Here is a 17,554-nt window from a genome sequence, read left to right as displayed (position 1 = left end):
CGGCCCCACCCGTGTGACCGGACGCAGATCGCTTCGGCCTGCACTTAAGTTGTCGGTGTCCGGTAAACCACCGGAAATGACGGTTTTTTTGTGCGAGGGATGTGCGGAACTTGTGCGCGCCGGTCACCGTACGCCGTGCGGCTATTGCACCGAATACCGTTGCGGCCATGGGACCACTACCGAACCCGCCCGACCGCAATCCGGACGACGACCTCGACGCCTATCTCGGCCTCACTCCGGCGCAGGCGGAGGCCCGGGCCCACGAGCGCGGTTGGACCACGGTCCGCAGTCTGCCGCCCGGGACGGTGGTGACGATGGAGTACGTCCTCGGGCGGCTGAACTTCATCGTGGCCGAGGGCCGTGTGCAGCGCTGCTGGCTTGGCTGAGGGGCGGCACCGGGCGTACCAGTTGCCGGTCCACAGGCCGCCGGCGGGAGCCGACCGCGCCGGGCGGAGTGCGCTCGCCGCGCACCGTGGGCGGACGGCTCGGGGTGTGCCCGCCGCCGGGGGCGGAGGTGGCCGCAGCGGCGCCGCCGGGCGCGCCGGACGCCGCCGACACGGACGACGTGGCGATGCCCGCCGCCGCAGTGACGCCGGAAGGCGTGGCGGATGTGATGGCGCCGGAGGAGGCCGAAGCGCCGGACGATGCGGTGACCTGCGCGGCCGAGCCCACCGTCTCGCGGTCCGGCTCACCGTCCCCGCTGTGACGGCCGGGCAGGGCGGGAGCGGCCGGGAGCGCCGTCCCAGGGGCCGTACGCCGTGTGCGTCGGGTTCGGACATGGCGCAAGCCACCGGTGATCCAGTCCTCGGCCTTGGCCATGAACGGCTCGAACCACGGCAGCGCCAGCAGGATCAGCAGCCCCGCCGCCCATCCGAGCAGCACATCGCTCACCCAGTGCGTTCCCAGGTAGACGGTGGTGGCGCCGACGCCGAGCGCCAGCAGCGCACTGGCGATCGAACCCCAGCGGCGGGCTCGCGGAGTGGTGGCGAGATAGGCCAGTACGCCCCAGGTCACCACCGCATTGGCGGTATGCCCGGAGGGAAATATATCGCCGCCGGCGAACATCTCCGCGGAGCCGACGGTCGTCGCGTAATGCGGACCGAGCCGGCCGAGGCCGTATTTCACGGCCCCCACGGTGATGTTGAGCAGCAGCAGCGAGGTGCCGAGCACCAGCAGGGGGTGCAGGGTGCGGTGCCGCCAGGCGCGCCAGCCGAGCCAGGCGAGCACCATCACGGCGGTGGGTCCGCGCTGGCCGAGGACGACGAAGTAGTCCAGGAACGCGTGGATTTGCGGCCATTGCTTGTAGGGGCGCCACAGCATGACCTGCCAGTCGAGTGTCACCAGCTTCGAGGTGGTGACCACGCCGACGACGATCGCGACGTAGGAGGCGACAGTGAGGCCGAACAGCCACACGCGCGTTCGGCTCATCCGCGGCAGGCCACGGCTCGCCGGTCGCTCCGCCGCGCGGTCGGGCCCGTTATCGGTACGCACTGAAACGACGTTACAGCGTGTGATGGCATGCAACCGCCGTACGGCCGGATTTGTAATGACGATGTGATGTGGAGTGCGTCTCACCACCCCTTTGGCGGACGGTGAATGAGGTGAATGCGAAGAGGCCGTGGAGTTTATGTTCGGGTGTTGATACTCACATGACCGTGTTCTTATTCGACGCTTATTTCCCTCGAATTTATTCAGGGTTTCCCGCGTGCTGGCCGGGGCGGCGCCGGGGCGGCGGGCGGTCGGACCGCGGGGCCGTCGCAGGGTCGTCGCAGGGCGCGGAGCCCGGGGTGCGGCCGGATCGCGGACCGGGTGCGGCCGGAGCAGAGGCGGCGCGGCAGAGGTGCTGCGATGGCCCCGTCGCGGCCCGAGGGCGGCCCGGTGGCTGGCCCTGGCAGCGGGGTGGGCGGCAGGACGCGAGCCGGCCCGGGACGGCCGATTTTGAAGGGCGTCCGACCGGGAGCCGTGCGGGTTGCGGCTCCTTCGCGGCCGGTGCGCCGTCCGGGGGAGCCCTCACTCTACCGGCGGACGCCGCTGCGGCCCGGGCCGGGCACATCCCGGTCACGTACGCTGGCGTTTCACCCGCCCGGGAGTCCCCGCCCGGGAGTCACGGAGTCAGCCGTGGAGGTACGCCTATGACGCGGCCGGTCAGCCGCTGGACCATCCTCGTCGTGCTGTGCGCGAGCCTGCTGATCGTCGCGCTGGACGCCACCGTGCTGCATGTGGCGGTGCCCGCGCTCACCGAGGATCTGCGGCCCGGCTCACAGGATCTGCTGTGGATCGTCGACGCGTACCCGCTGATCGCCGCTTCGCTGTTGATCCTCTTCGGCACGCTGGGAGACCGGATCGGCCGCCGCCGGGTGCTGCTGATGGGCTACGCGCTCTTCGGTGCCGCCTCCGCGCTGGCCGCCTTCGCGCCCACCCCGGATGTCCTGATCGCCGCGCGCGGACTGCTCGGCGCCGGCGGTGCGATGATCATGCCCGCCACGTTGTCGATCCTGCGGCAGGTCTTCCCCGACCGGCGCGAGCGGGCGACGGCGATCGGCGTGTGGAGCGCGGTCGCCGCGGTCGGAGCCGCGGTCGGGCCGGTGCTCGGCGGCTTCCTGGTGGAGCACTTCTGGTGGGGCTCGGTCTTCCTGGTCAACATCCCGCTGATGGCCGTGATGCTGCCGCTCGGTCGGGTGCTGCTGCCCGAGTCGCGCGGCTGCGGCGACGGCCCCTGGGACGTGGTGGGCGCCGCCGCTGCCGCCCTGGGCATCCTGGGCTCGGTCTTCGGCGTCAAGCGGTTCGGCGCCGGCGCGGCCCCCATGGACCCCTCGGTCTGGGTGCCGCTGCTGCTCGGCCTGGGTCTGCTGGTGTTCTTCGTCCGGCGCCAGCGCCGCCTCGTGCACCCGCTGATCGACGTGCGGATGTTCGCCCAGGCGGCGTTCTCCACCTCGGTGGGCTGCATCGTGCTGGCCATGCTGGCGCTGGTCGGGCTGGAACTGATCGCGGTGCAGTACCTGCAACTCGTACTCGGCCTGAGCCCGCTGGACACCGGGTTGCGCCTGCTGCCGCTCACCTTCGCCGCGATGGCCGGCGGGCTGGCGGGTTCGCGGGCGCTGGCCCGCTTCGGGCCGCGCCGGATGGTCGGCGGCGGCTTCCTGCTCACGGCGCTGGCTGTGCTGTCGCTGACCGCGATGGGCCAGCAGGACCGCCCCATGCTGCTCACCGTCGTCTTCGTCGCGCTGGGCTTCGGCCTGGAGGCCACCTTGTTCGGGGCGTACGAGTCGATGCTCAGCCAGGCGCCCGCGCACCGGGCGGGCGGCGCGGCCGCGGTCGGCGAGACCGCGTACCAACTCGGTGCCGGACTGGGCATCGCGCTGCTCGGCAGTGTGATGAATGCCGTCTACGCGCCGCACGCCCCCGGGATCAGTGCCGCCGACACCACCGCGGCCGACCAGTCGCTGGGTGGCGCGTATGACGTGGCCGACCGGGTCGGCGGCGCCCCGGGCGCGGCCCTGCGGCACGCCGCACGTCACTCCTTCGTGCACGGCCTGCATGTCACGCTCCTGATCAGCGCGGTGCTGCTGCTGTCGGGCGCGTGGGCGGCGCGGCGGCTGCCACGGGCGATGGAGTGCGGGGTGGGCGAGGAGCGCCTGTCGGGCGTCGAGTCCGTGCCGGAGGGCGGCCTCCAGGGCAGTCCCGGCACGAATCACGCGGAACTGCCATGGCCGGTGCGCGCCGGGCGTTCCGCCGTACGTTCCGCCTCCGCGCGCCCGGGCGCCGTACGCTCTGGACGGGCGGGGGACTGAGCCGTAACGTCGGCGCCGAGCCGCGATTACCACTGCTAGTTTTATGGGCCGGAGGTCCACCCATGTCCCAAGCGTCCAGGGCACCCTTCGATCCGTACGACCCGCTGGGTCTGGACGACCTGCTCACCACGGAGGACCGGGCGGTACGCGACACCGTGCGCGGGTGGGCCACCGACCGGGTGCTGCCCCACGTGGCCGGCTGGTACGAGCGCGGCGAACTGCCCGAGATCCGCGAACTCGCCCGTGAACTCGGTTCCCTCGGTGCCCTCGGCATGCAACTGACCGGCTACGGCTGTGCGGGCGCGAGCGCGGTGCAATACGGCCTGGCCTGCCTGGAGTTGGAGGCCGCCGACTCCGGCATCCGCTCCCTGGTGTCGGTGCAGGGCTCGCTCGCGATGTACGCCATCCACCGCTACGGCTCTGCGGAGCAGAAGGAGCGCTGGCTGCCGTCGATGGCCGCGGGCGAGGTGATCGGCTGCTTCGGCCTGACCGAGCCCGACCATGGCTCCGACCCGGCCGGCATGCGCACCCGAGCGGTCCGGGACGGCTCGGACTGGGTGCTCGACGGCCGCAAGATGTGGATCACCAACGGGTCGGTCGCGGGGGTGGCCGTGGTCTGGGCCGCGACCGAGGACGGGGTGCGCGGCTTCGTCATCCCGACCGACACCCCCGGGTTCGCCGCCCCGGAGATCCGTCACAAGTGGAGTCTGCGGGCCTCGGTCACCAGCGAACTGGTGCTGGACGGCGTACGGCTGCCCGCGGATGCGGTGCTGCCCGAGGTCACCGGCCTGCGCGGCCCGCTGAGCTGCCTCAACCACGCTCGCTACGGCATCGTGTGGGGCGCGATGGGTGCCGCCCGGGCCAGTTTCGAGTCGGCGCTGGAATACGCGCGCGGGCGCGAGCAGTTCGGGCGGCCGATCGGCGCCTTCCAACTCACCCAGGCGAAGCTCGCCGACATGGCGGTCGAACTCCACAAGGGCATCCTGCTCGCCCGCCACCTCGGGCAGCGGATGGACGCGGGCGCGCTGCGCCCGGAGCAGGTCAGCTTCGGCAAGCTCAACAACGTGCGCGAGGCGATCGAGATCTGCCGCACCGCGCGCACCATCCTGGGTGCCAACGGCATCTCGCTGGAGTACCCGGTGATGCGGCACGCGACCAACCTGGAGTCCGTGCTCACCTACGAGGGCACGGTGGAGATGCACCAACTCGTACTGGGCAAGGCGCTCACAGGGTTCGATGCCTTCCGCGGGTGAGGCGCTGCCCGCGGACGGCGACGGCCGCCGGTTCCGGCCGGTGCTCGGCCGGAACCGGTCTCAGTTCTGGTTGAAGAAGCCGTCGCCGCCGCGGCGGGAGTCGGCGTTCATCACGGAGTAGTCGGCCGGGGTCAGCAGGAAGACCCGGGTGGCCACCCGCTCGATGGAGCCGCGCAGGCCGAAGGTCAACCCGGCGGCGAAGTCCACGACGCGCTTGGCGTCGGAGGGCTCCATCGCGGTGAGGTTGACGATCACCGGGATGCCGTCGCGGAACAACTCGCCGATACCGCGCGCGTCCCGGAAGCCGTCGGGCGTCACCGTGGCGATCCGCCGGCCCCCCTCCTCGGCCGACTCGGTGGCGATCCGAACCCGCGGGTCGGTCACCCACGTGTCGGCGCGCTCCGGGCCCTCGCCGTAGTCGGCGTACTCCTCGTCGTAGTAACCCTCGCCGCCGTTGTCGTCGACGAGGCCAAGCCAGGCACTCGCCCGTCGAACCGAACCCATGGACGCCTCCTCTCGCACGCGGTCTGTACCGTCCGCTTAGTCCTATCGTCATCCATGATGAGGGTGATGCGCCAAGGGGATAGGCACCACGCAGGCGCTTTGTGACGGTACTGGCACACACGATAGTGGCGCACCGTCAAGCAGGGGCAGGCATCGGAGAGCTGACGATGCGATGGGAACGTCCTCCACGATCGGGTGATTTCGGGGGCCGTACGGCCGTACGGAAGCGGGGGACCGCACCGATAACATGACCGCCGGCCGGGTTCTGAAACCTGACCGAAGGTCAAAGCGCAGGTGGTGGTGGGCGCATGGCGGCTGGACGCCGACCCGATGACGGTTCGCCGCGCCGCCCTCGCATCACAAGTTCCGGGTCCGACGGGGGAGTGGGGAGTGTGTTCGGAATCATTCGGCCTTGCCGACATCGGATGTCGGAAGGCATGGCGGCCGCCTGGCTGGCCCATCTGTGTGGGCTGTGTCTCGCCTTGCGCGACGGACACGGGCAGTTCGCCCGTGTCGCCACCAATTACGATGGTCTGATCATCTCGGTGCTGGTCGAGGCGCAGTCCACGCCCGCCGCCGACCAGCGGCGCACCGCGGGGCCCTGCCCACTGCGCGGCATGCGCACCGCGCCCGTCGCCAAAGGCGAGGGCGCCCGGCTGGCCGCGGCGGTTTCGCTGGTGCTGGCGTCGGCGAAGGTACGCGACCATGTCGACGACGGCGACGGCGCGTTCGGCCGCCGCCCCGTCGCACTCGCGGCCCGCAAGGTCGCCCGCCGCTGGGACCTGGCCGGCGCGCGTACCGGCGGCGACCTCGGCTTCGACACCACGCTGCTGCTCGACGCGGTCGGCCGGCAGGGCGAGGTCGAAGCCGCGGCGGGGCCAGGCAGTTGCGTACTGGCCGTCACCGAACCCACGGAGACGGCCACCGCCGCGGCCTTCGCCCATACCGCGGTCCTCGCCGGGCAGCCCTGCAACACCGCCCCGCTCCAGGAGGCCGGACGGGTGTTCGGTCGCCTCGCGCACCTGCTCGACGCGGTCGAGGATCTGGCCGAGGACACCTGCACCGGTGCCTGGAACCCGCTCACCGCCACCGGCACCAACCTCACCGAGGCCCGGCGACTGTGCGACGACGCCCGCCACGGCATCCGGCTCGCCCTCCGGGACGTCGACTTCGCCGGCACCGCCTCGGCCCGGCTGGCCCACACCCTGCTCGTCCACGAACTGGAACGTTCCGTGGACCGGGCGTTCGGCTCGGGCGACTGCCCGCACGGCCCGGCGGCGCAGAACGGCAACCCGTACACCGGCAGCCCCTACGCACCCGGCGCACCGCACCAGCAGCCCTACCTGCCCGGGCAGCCGGGCGCGCCGGGCGGCCCCGGAGACTTCCCGCCGCCGCCCGAACCGCCACGCCGGCGTGGCCTGCTCGCCGGATGCCTGGTCTACACCGGCCTGTGCTGCACTTGCCGGCTGTGCTGCACCGACCACGAGGACGCCTGGACCGGCCGGCCGCGCGAGTCGTGGTGCGGCTCCTGCGGGGACTGCGGCGACTGCTGCCAGTGCTGCGAATGTTGTGAGGGCTGCGACTGTTGCGACTGCGGGTGCGACTGCTGAGCCGGGTCACCAGGGCCGGGGGTGTGCGTCAGGAGCACCCGGCACCGGCTCTCCAACTTCGCCCCCGACGTCGGCGAACCCCTACCGGACCGCACGGGCGACGCCTTCCTGCTCTTCACCGATTGGCTACATCACGGTCAACTCCTGTCCTGAATCACTGCCAGACTGAACGACATGCTGGAAACGTCGGCACGCCTGCTGCGCCTGCTCTCCCTCCTCCAGTCGCGCCGTGACTGGACGGGCCCCGAACTCGCCGAGCGCCTGGAGGTCACCGCCCGCACGGTCCGACGGGACGTCGAACGGCTGCGTGCGCTCGGCTACCCCGTCCACGCCACGCCCGGCACGGCCGGCGGCTACCGACTGGGCGCGGGTGCCGCCCTGCCGCCGTTGCTGCTCGACGACGAGGAGGCCGTCGCCGTGGCGCTGTGCCTGCGCACCGGCGCGGTCGGCGGCGTCGAGGGTATCGAGGAGACCTCGGCGCGGGCGCTGACCAAGCTGGAGCAGGTCCTTCCGTCACGGCTGCGGCACCGGGTGCAGGCGATGCAAGCAGTCACCGTGCGCCCCGCGCCCGCCACGGTGACGGTCCGCCAGGAAGTGCTGACCGTCATCGGCGCCGCCTGCAGGGACCGTGAACGGCTGCGCTTCGACTACCTCGACCACGGCGGCGCCGGCAGCTGCCGCACCGTCGAGCCCTACCGGCTGGTCCACCACGGCCGCCGTTGGTACCTCCTCGCGTTCGACGCCGACCGGGACGACTGGCGGACCTTCCGGGTGGACCGGATCGAGCCCAAGTCGCCGACCGGACCACGCTTCACCCCGCGCGAACTCCCCGATGACGTGGCCTCCTACGTCGCCAGGGGCGTCACCTCCCGTGCCTACCGCTTCCAGGCCAGGGTGGTGCTGCACGCGCCCTTGGAAACGGTTGCCGAACTCGCCTGGTCCGGCTTCGGCCTGGTCACGGCGCTGGGACCTGACACCTGTGAACTGACCACCGGATTCGTGTCGTTGGACGCGCTGGCGATGTTCGTCGGCATGACCGGAGTGGAGTTCGAGGTGAAGGAGCCGCCCGAACTGGCGTCCCACCTGGCGGTGGTGTCCGGCCGGCTGGCCCGCGCGGCGCGACGCGGAGATCCAAACGACGGACCCTAGTCCAGGGCGCCGCTCGTGCCGCCCTGGGTGCGGCCCCAGCCGTAGGCGCGGTCGGCTCGCAGGCGTATGACCAGCCTCCCGTCGGCCACCATCGCCGCGCGATACTCTTCCCAGTCCGGGTGTTCGCCGACGATCGCCCGGTAGATCTCGACCAACTCGTCGACGGTGGCGTCGTGCGGATCGGCGGCCACCGGGGTCAGCTCCGCCTCTGCCTCGGCGACCAGATACGCCCCCAGGTCGGGGGTCGTGACATAGAAGCTCGCTCGCGGATCGCGGCGCAGATTGCGGGTCTTGGCCCGGCTGTCGGTGGCGGAGATGCGGATATACCGGGTCGATTCGTCGTAGATGAACGTCACGTTGGACAACTGGGGCCTGCCGTCCTTCTTGAGCGTGACGAGCACTCCGTTCCGCTGTTCCTTGAGCAGGTTCAGCAGCGGGCTGGTGGCGGGGGCCTGGTGCATGATCGCTCCTGGGAGTGTGGTGCTGACGGATACCGGTTGATTACTGCCTGTGCATGGGAAAACGCGCCGTGACCGGTCGTTGTTCCGGCTCGAATGTCGAATCGCACGGATTCACTCTTCCGAGTGGCCGGAGTTTCGCGAGTCCGGCTCCGACAGCGGAAAGGCCATCACCGTGGCCCCGATACCGACCGTGCCCGCGGCGTGCGGCGCCTGCGCGGCGTCGTGCAACTCGTCACACAGCACGGCCAGTCGCTGCCGGAAGTCGTCCCACACCTCCGGCGCCACCCACAGTTCCAGGTCCGACGTGACACCTTCCGCGTCCGGGGCCCGCCGTCCCGCCCGATCCCGCATGTTGTGGGCGAGCGCTTCCGCGAGCAGCGGGGCGGCCTCGTGCCTCTGGTCCGACAGGGGCGAGGCGTGTACCGCGCGGTAACGCCTTTCCCTCCCACCGCGGTTGGACCGAACCTCGGCGAGTTCGACCAGCCCGGCCGCGTCCAGCCGGCGCAGGTGCTGACTGGCCAGCGCGTGCGAGACGCCCAGTTCGCGGGCGAGTTCGGCGGCCGAGAGCGGCACGTTCCAGACCAGGGAGACCATCCGTAGCCGCAGCGGGTGGGCCAGTGCGCGCAGGAGGGGGTCGGTCGCCGTCATGATCCCATTACACCGTGCCGTCGAGCGCCGCGCCGACTGCACTGGTGGAGGTTGTGGGGTTGCTCCTTAACCTCCAATCAATATATTGGGAGTCATGACGGTACGGAGGGTCCTGGGGGACCGCACCGCGACCACGTACCTCGGCGGGGTACTGGTCTCCGGATTCGGCGACTCGGCGATGATGCTGGTCGCCGGGATCTGGGTGAAGACACTGACCGGCTCCAACAGCCTTGCCGCCGCAGTGACCTTCTGCCTGTGGGCGCCCACCCTGATCGGCCCGGTGCTCGGCACCGTCGCCGACCGGGTGCGCCGACGGCCGCTGCTGATCTGGACCAACGCGGCCCTCGCCGCCCTGCTTCCTGTCCTCCTCGCGGTACGTGCCGGACGGGACGTCTGGCTGCTGTTCGTCGTGTTCACCGTGATCGGGGCCGCCTCGGTGCTGGCGGACGCGGCGGAGGCCGGGATCGTCACCGCCGCCATCCCGCCCGACCTGCGCGGCGACTTCAACGGCCTGCGGATGACGGTCAACGAGGCGATGAAACTGCTCGCACCGCTCGCCGGCGCCGGGCTCTTCCTCCGCTTCGGCGGTGGCGCGGTCGCCGTGCTCGACGCAGCCACGTTCGTGCTCGCCGCCCTCGCCTTTGCCGCGCTGCGGGTCCAGGAACAGCCCGTGGTCCCGGCCGTCGCCGGCTGGCGCGAGCAGACCGCGGAGGGCATCCGGCACCTGCGGCGCGACTCACTGCTGCTGCGGTTGGTGGCCGGCGGCGCCGTCGCGATGTTCCTGTCCGGGATGAGCAGTGCCACCATCTACGCGATGACGGACTCGGGGCTGCACCGCCCGCCGGCGTTCGTCGCCGTTCTCTACGCGGTGCAGGGCGGCGGTTCGATTGTCGCCGGAGTGGTCTCCGGAGCGGTCATGCGCCGCCTGCCGGAACGCGCTTTCGCCGCCACCGGGTTGATGCTGTTCACCGCGGGTGCCGCCGCACGGGCCGTACCGTCCCTGTCGGTCTGTCTCGTTGCGACCCTGGCCATCGGGGTGGGGCTGCCCTGGGTGATCGTCGCGGTCTTCACCGCCGTACAGCAGCGCACCGGTCCCGAACTGGTCGGGCGGGTGGCTGCCGCAGCGGGCACGGTCGTCTTCGCGCCGACCGCGGTGGCCGCCGTGGTCGGCGCCGGAATGGTCGCCGTCGTCGACTTCCGCGTGCAACTCGTGGCGGTCGGCGTCGCGGGCTGGCTGGCGGCCTGGCTTCTGCTGATGCGTCGCCCTCGAACGAGCCCGGTGGAACTGGGAACCGTCCACTCGCCTGATCCCGATCCCAGTCCTGATCCTTGTTCCGGTTCCGGTGCCGGTTCCGGCCCTGGCTCCGTTCCCGCCTCCGGGCCTGCTTCCGGGCCGTGAGCCGGTCCGGCCACCGCGCTCGGCTCGGCGAGCGAGGCTCGCGCCCACCACAGGGAAGCGTTCGTCCGGTGTCACCGCCGGTGGGTACCGGCAGCGGGAGGACGGGCACTGGGCAGCGCGGATCCGGTCAGCGGCGTGAGGGCGTGCGCGAGGACGTTGAGGGCGCCGTCGCGGCGCTCGACCACACCGTGGACCAGTAGCCCCGAGTGGTCGGTCACAGTCCGGGAACTGCGCTCCCACAGCCAGAGCGGCACGATGACGTTGGTCATCCCGGTCTCGTCCTCCAGGTTGATGAAGGACACGCCGTGGGCAGTGGGCGGGCGCTGCACATGGGTGATCAGGCCGCCGAGGGTGACCCGGTCGCGGTCGGCCAGGTCACGGGCCGCGACCGCGCTCCTGGCGCCGCGCCGGGTGAGGGCCGCACGTTCGTAGTGCAGCGGATGGACGCCCGCGGTGGCGCCGGTGGCCCACAGGTCGAAGCGGGTCTCTTCGATGGGGGTCAGCGCCGGGAGTCGCGGCACGGTGGGGGCGGGCGCGGTGCCCGGCAACATGCCGGGGTCGTTCCCGGTCGGCATGCCGACCGCCCACAGGGCGGCACGGCGACTCAGCCCGAAGCAGCTGAACGCCCCGCCGATCGCGAGGGCTTCCAGGGTGCGGGCCGGCAGCCGAGTGCGCCGGATGAAGTCCTCCAGGTCGTGGAAGGTCCGTTCGGCGCGCATGTCGACGATCGCCTCGGCGGCCGAGGCGCCCAGCCCGCGCACCATGCCCAGCCCGAGTCGGACCGCTGCACCTTTGGCGGAGGCAGGATCGGGTTCCAGCCCGGCCCCCGCCCCGGAACGTTGCACGTCGACACCATGGACCACCACCCCATGCCGCTTGGCGTCGTGGATCAGACTCAGCGGCTGGTAGAACCCCATCGGCTGGTTGGCCAGCAACCCGGCGAGCAGTGCGCTGGGGTAGTGATGCTTCAACCACGCCGACACAGAACTGATGTGGGCCATGCTCTGGGCGTGGCTCTCGGGGAACCCGTAGTCCGAGAACGCCTGGATCATGCCGGCGATCTCCTCCGCGGCGGCCGGCGGGATACCGCGGGCCGCCATGCCGTCCAGCAGTTTGCGGCGCATCGAGGCGACTCTCTCCACCGAGCGCTTGGCGCTCATCGCGGACCGCAGTTCGTCGGCTTCGGCACCGCTCAGCCCGGCGCAGTCGATGGCCAGGTGCATCATCTGCTCCTGCCACAGGGCCACTCCGAGCGAGCGCTTCAAGGCCGGCTCCGCCAGCGGATGCGGGTAGCTGACCGGCTCCCGGCCGGCCCGGCGTCGCAGGTAGGGATGCACGGCGTTGCCCTGGATGGGACCCGGCCGGATCAGGGAGACGGCGACGACGATGTCGGCCAGGCAGCGCGGCCGCAGCCGGGGCAGCGTGCCGATCATGGCCCGCGACTCCAACTGGTACGTGCCGATCGTGTCGCCGGCGCAGATCATGTCGTAGACGGCGGCGTCGTCCTGGGGGACGCAGGACAGGTCCAGGTGGACGCCGTGGAAGTCCGCGATCATGGTGCACGCGTCGTGTGCGGCGGACAGGAAGCCGAGTGCGAGCAGGTCGATCTTGGTGAGCCCGGCCGCGGCCACGTCCTCCTTGTCGCCCTGGACGACGGTACGGTCCCGCGCGGTCGCCCACTCCACCGGCATGATCTCCGCGATGGGCCGGCGGGTGACCACCATGCCGCCCGAGTGCACCCCCAGATGTCGGGGGAGCCGGTCGAGGTCCGCGGCCAGGCGGCGGACGTCGGGCGGCAGTTCCCCCTCGGTCTTCGACGGCTCGCGGGAGTCGATGTACCGGGTGAGGGCATCGACCTCCGTGCCGGAGTGACCCAGCGCCCGGGCGGCGTCACGGACCGCCATTCTGGGACGGTAGGTGATGAGGTTGGCGACCTGGGCGCAGTGTGTGCGCCCGTACTCCTCGTAGCAGTACTGGATGACCTCCTCGCGGCGGCGGTGCTCGAAGTCCAGGTCGATGTCCGGCGGTCCGTCGCGGTCCGGGCTGAGGAAGCGCTCGAAGAGCAGGTTGTGACGTATCGGGTCCGCGTTGGTGATCCCCAGGACGTAGCAGACCACGCTGTTCGCCGCCGACCCTCGTCCCTGGCACCAGATTCCCTGGTCGGCCGCGAACCTGGTGATCTTGTGGACGATGAGGAAGTACCCGGCCATGTTGCGCTGTGCGATGACATCGAGCTCGTGGTCCACCTGCCGCCAGGCCCGCCGCGCGTGTGGGGCATCCCGAGGGCCGTAGCGGTCGGCGGTGCCCTTCTCCGCCAGGCGGCGTAGCCATGAGTCCTCGGTGTGCCCGGCGGGTACCGGGGTGCCGGGCAACTCCGGGCGCAGGCCGGCCAGGTCGACGGCCAACTCCCGCCCGAGCGCCACGGTGGCCTCGACCACGCCGGGGAAACGTGCGAACAGGTGCCGCATCTCCTCGCCCGAGCGCAGGTGGGCAGTGGGTGCGGCAGGGAGGTGGGCGGCGGCCCGGCCCAGGTCCTCGCCCAGGCGCAGGGCGGTCAGTGCCTGGGCGACCCGTGCCTGGCCGGGGTGTGCGTAGTGCACGGCGCCGGTGGCCACCACACCGGTACCGAGCCGGTGGGCGGCAGTGGCCAGTGCGTCGTTGCGGGGGCCGTCGGCGGGCACCCGATGGTCGATCAGCTCGGCGTACACGTGCTCCTTGCCGAAGCGTTCGGCGAGGAGTCGCAGTCGCCGGACCGCGGCTGCCGGGCTCAGGTCCGGTGCGGGGCAGCCGGTGAGTACCGCCCAGTGGCCGCCGTGGCCTGCGGTCACCTGGTCGAGGTCGTAGCGTGGGCGCCCCTTCGCCCCGGCGAGCTGGGCGGCGCTGATCACGGTGCCCAGGCGGCTGAACCCGGTCAGGTCGCGCGCCAGCACCAGCACCGGCCCGAACGGGGCGGGCAGGGTGAGTTCGGCGCCGAAGACGGTGGCGACCCCGGCCGATTTCGCGGCTGCGGCGAGGCGGCGGGCGGAGTACAGCCCGTCCCGGTCGGTTGCGGACAGGACGCCGATGCCCAGTCGGCACGCTTCGTCGACCAGGGTGCCCGGTTCGCTGGCGCCCTGGAGGAAGCTCATCGAGGTGTGGCAGTGCAACTCCGCCCAGGGCGCCGGAGTTCCCTGGCCAGGACCCGGACTCCGCCACTGGCCCTGTTCCTGTCCCTGCTCGCTACCGGCGCTCGTTCTCGGCACCGGCGTGGCCCGTGGTCGCGAAGGCAGGGAGACGACCTGGCCGGTCCGTTGCGGCCTCATCCGTAGTACGCCTCCGCCCACCAGGAACGCCGCTCCAGCCGCAGCAGCCAGGCGCGGCCGTCGGCGGCGGTGACGAGCAGCCGGGCCGCCCGCATCGCCTCGGTCGGGTCCCACCAGGACTCGTCCAGCGGCCACGGTCCCGACCAGCCGGACACCGCTGCCATGCGCTCGCCCCTCACCCGCAGGTGGGCGGGGCACGCGGACATGCCACAGCGGGCGTCGACCCCCACGTCCTGCCCGGCGGCGTCGAGCAGCCGGGCCGGCGGCATCTGCGGGTAGACGAGCGCTGGGTGCGGTGCGGGAAGCCGGCCCGGCCAGGGGCCCGCCGTGACGGAGGGGGGAGTGGCCGTATCGCCGAACGGGACCCGCCGGATCTGTTCGGCAGGCCCCCGCCCCCCGACGGCCTGGGCACGGGTCACCTCGGTGTGGCCGAGGCGGACCTGGAGGCGCGCTGCCGCGCGTTCCAGCTCCTCCTTGTGCTGCTCACCCCACAGGCCGGTCTGCTCACCGACCGCCGCACTGAGCTGGTGGGGTATCAGGGCCAACCGGATGATCCCCGCTTCCTTACCGTCGTCGGCGGGATTGATCTCCTTACTGTCGGATGCGGCCCCCGCGTCCTTACTGTCAGGTGCGTCGCCGGGGGAGTTGCTGCGCTCGTCGGCGTCGGCGTCGGTAGGGGTACCGGCACGGGCACGCGTACGGTCGGGGCCGCCTGGTTTGTCGGGTGCCATGGAACCCAGGGCGCCGGTGTGCCGCCACGCCTCCAACTGCCAGCGCACCCGCTCGGCCAGCGCGGCCGCCGACAACCGGCCGCCGTGGGACCACAGCCGGGTCAGCACCCGCCCGTCGGCCTGGGTGACGGAGACCTCCACCTGCCCGCAGACGGCCCCCGCCCGGCCCAGCAACTGGTGCAGTTCCTCGGCCAACTGCCGTGCGGTGAACATCAAGGGCTCCAGCAGATCAGCCGGCGGGTCCAGCACTGTGGCGACCGCACAGGATTGCGTCGGCACCTGGGTGTCCAGTCCCCTCAGCTCCTGCCCGCGCGCCATCCGCTGCGCGGCCGCCCCCTCAGCCCCGAACCTCGCCAGCACCTGCCGGGCGGGGAGCGCCGCGAAGCCGCCCAAGGTCTCGATGCCGAGCCGCGGCAGCAGCTCCGTCAGGTTCTCCCGCCCCAGCGTCCCGATCGGATACGGGGCCAGGAACGCCGCCGTCCCCCCGGCCGGCACCCGCGCCCCCCTACGTGCCGCCAGCGCCGCCGCGAACAGCGTGTCGGCGATCCCAATCCGCACCTGGATGCCGACCCGGGCAGCCAGCGCGGAAATCCGCTCGGCCAACGCCGGCTCACCGCCCGTGTACCGGGCAGGCCCTGTCGCCGAAAAGGCGGCCAGCCCGGGCCTGATCACCTCCAACCGGGGTGTCACCTCCTCCAGGAGATACGCGAACCGTTCGAACGACCGCGCCTCCGCCACTGGGTTCCGTTCCACGACCACCAGCTCAGGGCAGCGGGTCTGCGCCTGGCGTACCGCCATTCCCCGCCGCACGCCGGACCCGCGGGCCACCGCCGAACAAGCCAGCACACGCCCGTTGACCGCCACCGCCACCGGCCCGGCCAGCCCGGTCACCGTGACCGGCCAGTCGGGGCTCCACACCACCAGAGGCCGGGTCCTGCGCCCGTCGCTCATCGGAACTCATCGTCGGAACTCATCGGATGCAACAGCTCTCTGCCGAGTGCGGTCCGTCCCGCCCGCCTTCCGGCGCACCCGCATGACCGACCGGGCCCGGACCGGACGGTTCGCGAAGGAGCCAGAGCGACGACTGGCGGCTACGGACTGATGGAGCGCGTGCTCGCGCAGGCCCTGAAGCGGTGGAGGGCCCTTACTGGGGCCGCCGTCGGCCTAACCGCGACGGGAGCAGGCGCTGCTCGCCTCGTTCCTCGGCGCGCGGGGGAACGGGGCGGCATACACCGTCTCCCTTGCCCCTGACCTGCGCTGCTCCGGTAGTCGTCACTCCTGGAGTTTCGAACATGTGTTCCCATGCGGCAAGTCGGCGTCCGCTCTTTCGCGCGAACGGGTGAACGGTCGACGGCCGTCGGCGCTCCAACTGCGCCCGGCGGTAGTCGAGTCACGCCTTTCGGTGGGCGGTTGTGAGTTCGGCGACATGGGGCCGCCGTCCCTTTGTCCCACGTCACCCATGGGGCGCTGAATGTCGCTCTGTGCGGTCGGCATATTGTGTGGGTATCTGCCGCTCGTGGTCCCCGCCCGGTTCGTCGCACCGAGGGAGCAGGCGTGCGGGTCCTGTCGTCTGTCCTGGCTGAGAGCTGGTGGAGTGTGCGCGGTGGCGTCGAACTCGGCCCCGAGTCCCTGACGGTGCTCTCTCCGCCCGCTGAGACCTTCGCGGACGGCTGCGCTGCGGAACTGGCCGCGCCCCTGCTCGGGTATCTGGAGTCCGTGTGCGTCTCGGATGACCGGCTGGGCGTGCTGATGCGCTACGCCCTGCTGCCCGGTGGGAAGCTGCTGCGCCCGTTGCTCCTGCTGGAGACCGTCGCGACCCTGGGCGGTGATCCGGGCGCGGCGCTGCCGGCTGCCGCGGCCCTGGAGATGCTGCACGCTGCCACGCTCGTGCACGACGACATCATCGACCAGGACGCGTTGCGACGAGGCCGCCCCAGCGTGGCCGCGCGGTTCGGTCAGGCCGACGCCCTGGTGGGCGGGGACGCCATGATGTGCGCCGCGCTCGGGCAGGCCCGAGCCCTCAACTCCAGCGGCTACAGCGCCGACCAGGCCCTTCGGGTGCTGGATGTGATCAGCACGGCCGCGGTCGAGGTCAGTCGGGGGCAGATGATGGAAGCCGATCTGGTCGGGCGTATGGACTGCGCCATGGCGCAGTACCTTCGGATGGTCAGGCTCAAGACAGGCTCCCTGCTCGACGCCGCGACCCGTGCCGCCGCCGTGTTGACCAGTGCGGGGGCGCCGTATGCCCGTGCGCTAACCCGGTTCGCCGACCATCTCGGGATCGCGTTCCAGATGCAGGACGACCTGCTGCCGTACGCCGACGATGCCCGGGCGGCCGGCAAACCCGCGCTCAGCGACCTGCGTAACCGGCGCCCGACCCTGCCTGTGCTGATCGCCTTCGGCAACGCGGCTCCCCAGCAGCGCCTGCTGTTGCAGGACTTGTGGCGGCAGCCCGCGGAAGACGCCCAGCACGCCCTGGCCGAACTCCTTGAGACGGGCGGTGCGCTGCGTGCTGCCCGGGCCACCGCCGCCGACCACCTCGCAGCCGCGCTGGCCGCGCTGGAGGACCTGCCGCGTGGCTGCCACCGTGACCATCTCGCCGCCATGGCCGGACGTCTGGCTGTCCGGCGGTCCTGAACGCGCGACGCACCCGGGCGCCATCGGAATGCCGTCGCGCCACCGCTTTCCATCGAAGTCACCCGCTCC

General features: G+C 71.8%; 14 protein-coding genes. 8 read left to right on the top strand and 6 right to left on the bottom strand.

The window, feature by feature from the left end; genetic code table 11:
- The first annotated feature begins 167 nt into the window (after positions 1-167).
- Positions 168-386: an I78 family peptidase inhibitor gene (locus AC13HU_RS11445; RefSeq protein WP_483041696.1), complete on the top strand. Its 219-nt coding sequence runs from the start codon at positions 168-170 to the stop codon at positions 384-386.
- Here AC13HU_RS11445 and AC13HU_RS11440 read toward each other — a convergent pair.
- Positions 343-1,491, bottom strand: coding sequence for a phosphatase PAP2 family protein (locus tag AC13HU_RS11440; protein WP_483041695.1), 1,149 nt, complete (start codon positions 1,489-1,491; stop codon positions 343-345). The two genes, AC13HU_RS11445 and AC13HU_RS11440, sit on opposite strands and share 44 nt — an antisense overlap.
- Positions 1,492-2,132: 641 nt before the next feature.
- Between AC13HU_RS11440 and AC13HU_RS11435 the strand changes: the two genes are divergently transcribed.
- A complete protein-coding gene (locus tag AC13HU_RS11435) occupies positions 2,133-3,791 on the top strand; it encodes an MFS transporter (RefSeq protein WP_483041694.1) in 1,659 nt (552 codons plus the stop codon).
- A gap of 62 nt (positions 3,792-3,853) precedes the next feature.
- Positions 3,854-5,044, top strand: coding sequence for an acyl-CoA dehydrogenase family protein (locus AC13HU_RS11430; RefSeq protein ID WP_483041693.1), 1,191 nt, complete (start codon positions 3,854-3,856; stop codon positions 5,042-5,044).
- Positions 5,045-5,104: 60 nt separating this feature from the next.
- Here the strand turns inward: AC13HU_RS11430 and AC13HU_RS11425 are convergent, their stop codons facing one another.
- Positions 5,105-5,548 (bottom strand): cell division protein SepF, encoded by a 444-nt coding sequence (locus AC13HU_RS11425; RefSeq protein ID WP_483041692.1) that lies wholly within the window; start codon positions 5,546-5,548, stop codon positions 5,105-5,107.
- A gap of 392 nt (positions 5,549-5,940) precedes the next feature.
- Here AC13HU_RS11425 and AC13HU_RS11420 point away from each other — a divergent pair, with 392 nt between their 5' ends.
- From AC13HU_RS11420 to AC13HU_RS11410, 3 genes are read left to right on the top strand one after another with little or no spacing between them, the layout of a single operon-like run.
- Complete coding sequence (locus AC13HU_RS11420) at positions 5,941-7,158, top strand: DUF5685 family protein (RefSeq protein ID WP_483041691.1); 1,218 nt, start codon at positions 5,941-5,943, stop codon at positions 7,156-7,158.
- A 21-nt stretch (positions 7,159-7,179) separates the two neighbouring features.
- A complete protein-coding gene (locus AC13HU_RS11415; protein ID WP_483041690.1) occupies positions 7,180-7,311 on the top strand; it encodes a hypothetical protein in 132 nt (43 codons plus the stop codon).
- A gap of 21 nt (positions 7,312-7,332) precedes the next feature.
- Positions 7,333-8,307, top strand: coding sequence for a helix-turn-helix transcriptional regulator (locus AC13HU_RS11410; RefSeq protein WP_483041689.1), 975 nt, complete (start codon positions 7,333-7,335; stop codon positions 8,305-8,307).
- Here the strand turns inward: AC13HU_RS11410 and AC13HU_RS11405 are convergent.
- Both AC13HU_RS11405 and AC13HU_RS11400 read right to left on the bottom strand, forming a co-directional pair.
- The gene (locus AC13HU_RS11405; protein WP_483041688.1) at positions 8,304-8,768 is read right to left on the bottom strand and encodes a PPOX class F420-dependent oxidoreductase; all 465 of its coding nucleotides are present in this window, start codon (positions 8,766-8,768) and stop codon (positions 8,304-8,306) included. The two genes, AC13HU_RS11410 and AC13HU_RS11405, sit on opposite strands and share 4 nt — an antisense overlap.
- A gap of 111 nt (positions 8,769-8,879) precedes the next feature.
- Positions 8,880-9,416: an ArsR/SmtB family transcription factor gene (locus AC13HU_RS11400; RefSeq protein WP_483041687.1), complete on the bottom strand. Its 537-nt coding sequence runs from the start codon at positions 9,414-9,416 to the stop codon at positions 8,880-8,882.
- A gap of 94 nt (positions 9,417-9,510) precedes the next feature.
- On the opposite strand from AC13HU_RS11400, the gene AC13HU_RS11395 reads away from it, so the two are divergent.
- Positions 9,511-10,815, top strand: coding sequence for an MFS transporter (locus AC13HU_RS11395; protein WP_483041686.1), 1,305 nt, complete (start codon positions 9,511-9,513; stop codon positions 10,813-10,815).
- Between the two features lie 71 nt (positions 10,816-10,886).
- On the opposite strand, the gene AC13HU_RS11390 is transcribed toward AC13HU_RS11395, so the two are convergent.
- The gene (locus tag AC13HU_RS11390; RefSeq protein WP_483041685.1) at positions 10,887-14,057 is read right to left on the bottom strand and encodes an error-prone DNA polymerase; all 3,171 of its coding nucleotides are present in this window, start codon (positions 14,055-14,057) and stop codon (positions 10,887-10,889) included.
- A 56-nt stretch (positions 14,058-14,113) separates the two neighbouring features.
- Positions 14,114-15,799, bottom strand: coding sequence for a DNA polymerase Y family protein (locus tag AC13HU_RS11385; RefSeq protein ID WP_483041684.1), 1,686 nt, complete (start codon positions 15,797-15,799; stop codon positions 14,114-14,116).
- A 603-nt stretch (positions 15,800-16,402) separates the two neighbouring features.
- Between AC13HU_RS11385 and AC13HU_RS11380 the strand changes: the two genes are divergently transcribed.
- Positions 16,403-17,485, top strand: a complete 1,083-nt coding sequence (locus AC13HU_RS11380) for a polyprenyl synthetase family protein (protein ID WP_483041683.1) — start codon at positions 16,403-16,405, stop codon at positions 17,483-17,485.
- The last annotated feature ends 69 nt before the right edge of the window (positions 17,486-17,554 follow it).

Source organism: Streptomyces sp. NH27 (assembly GCF_056859195.1).
This window is presented reverse-complemented; position numbering and strand designations above follow the sequence as displayed.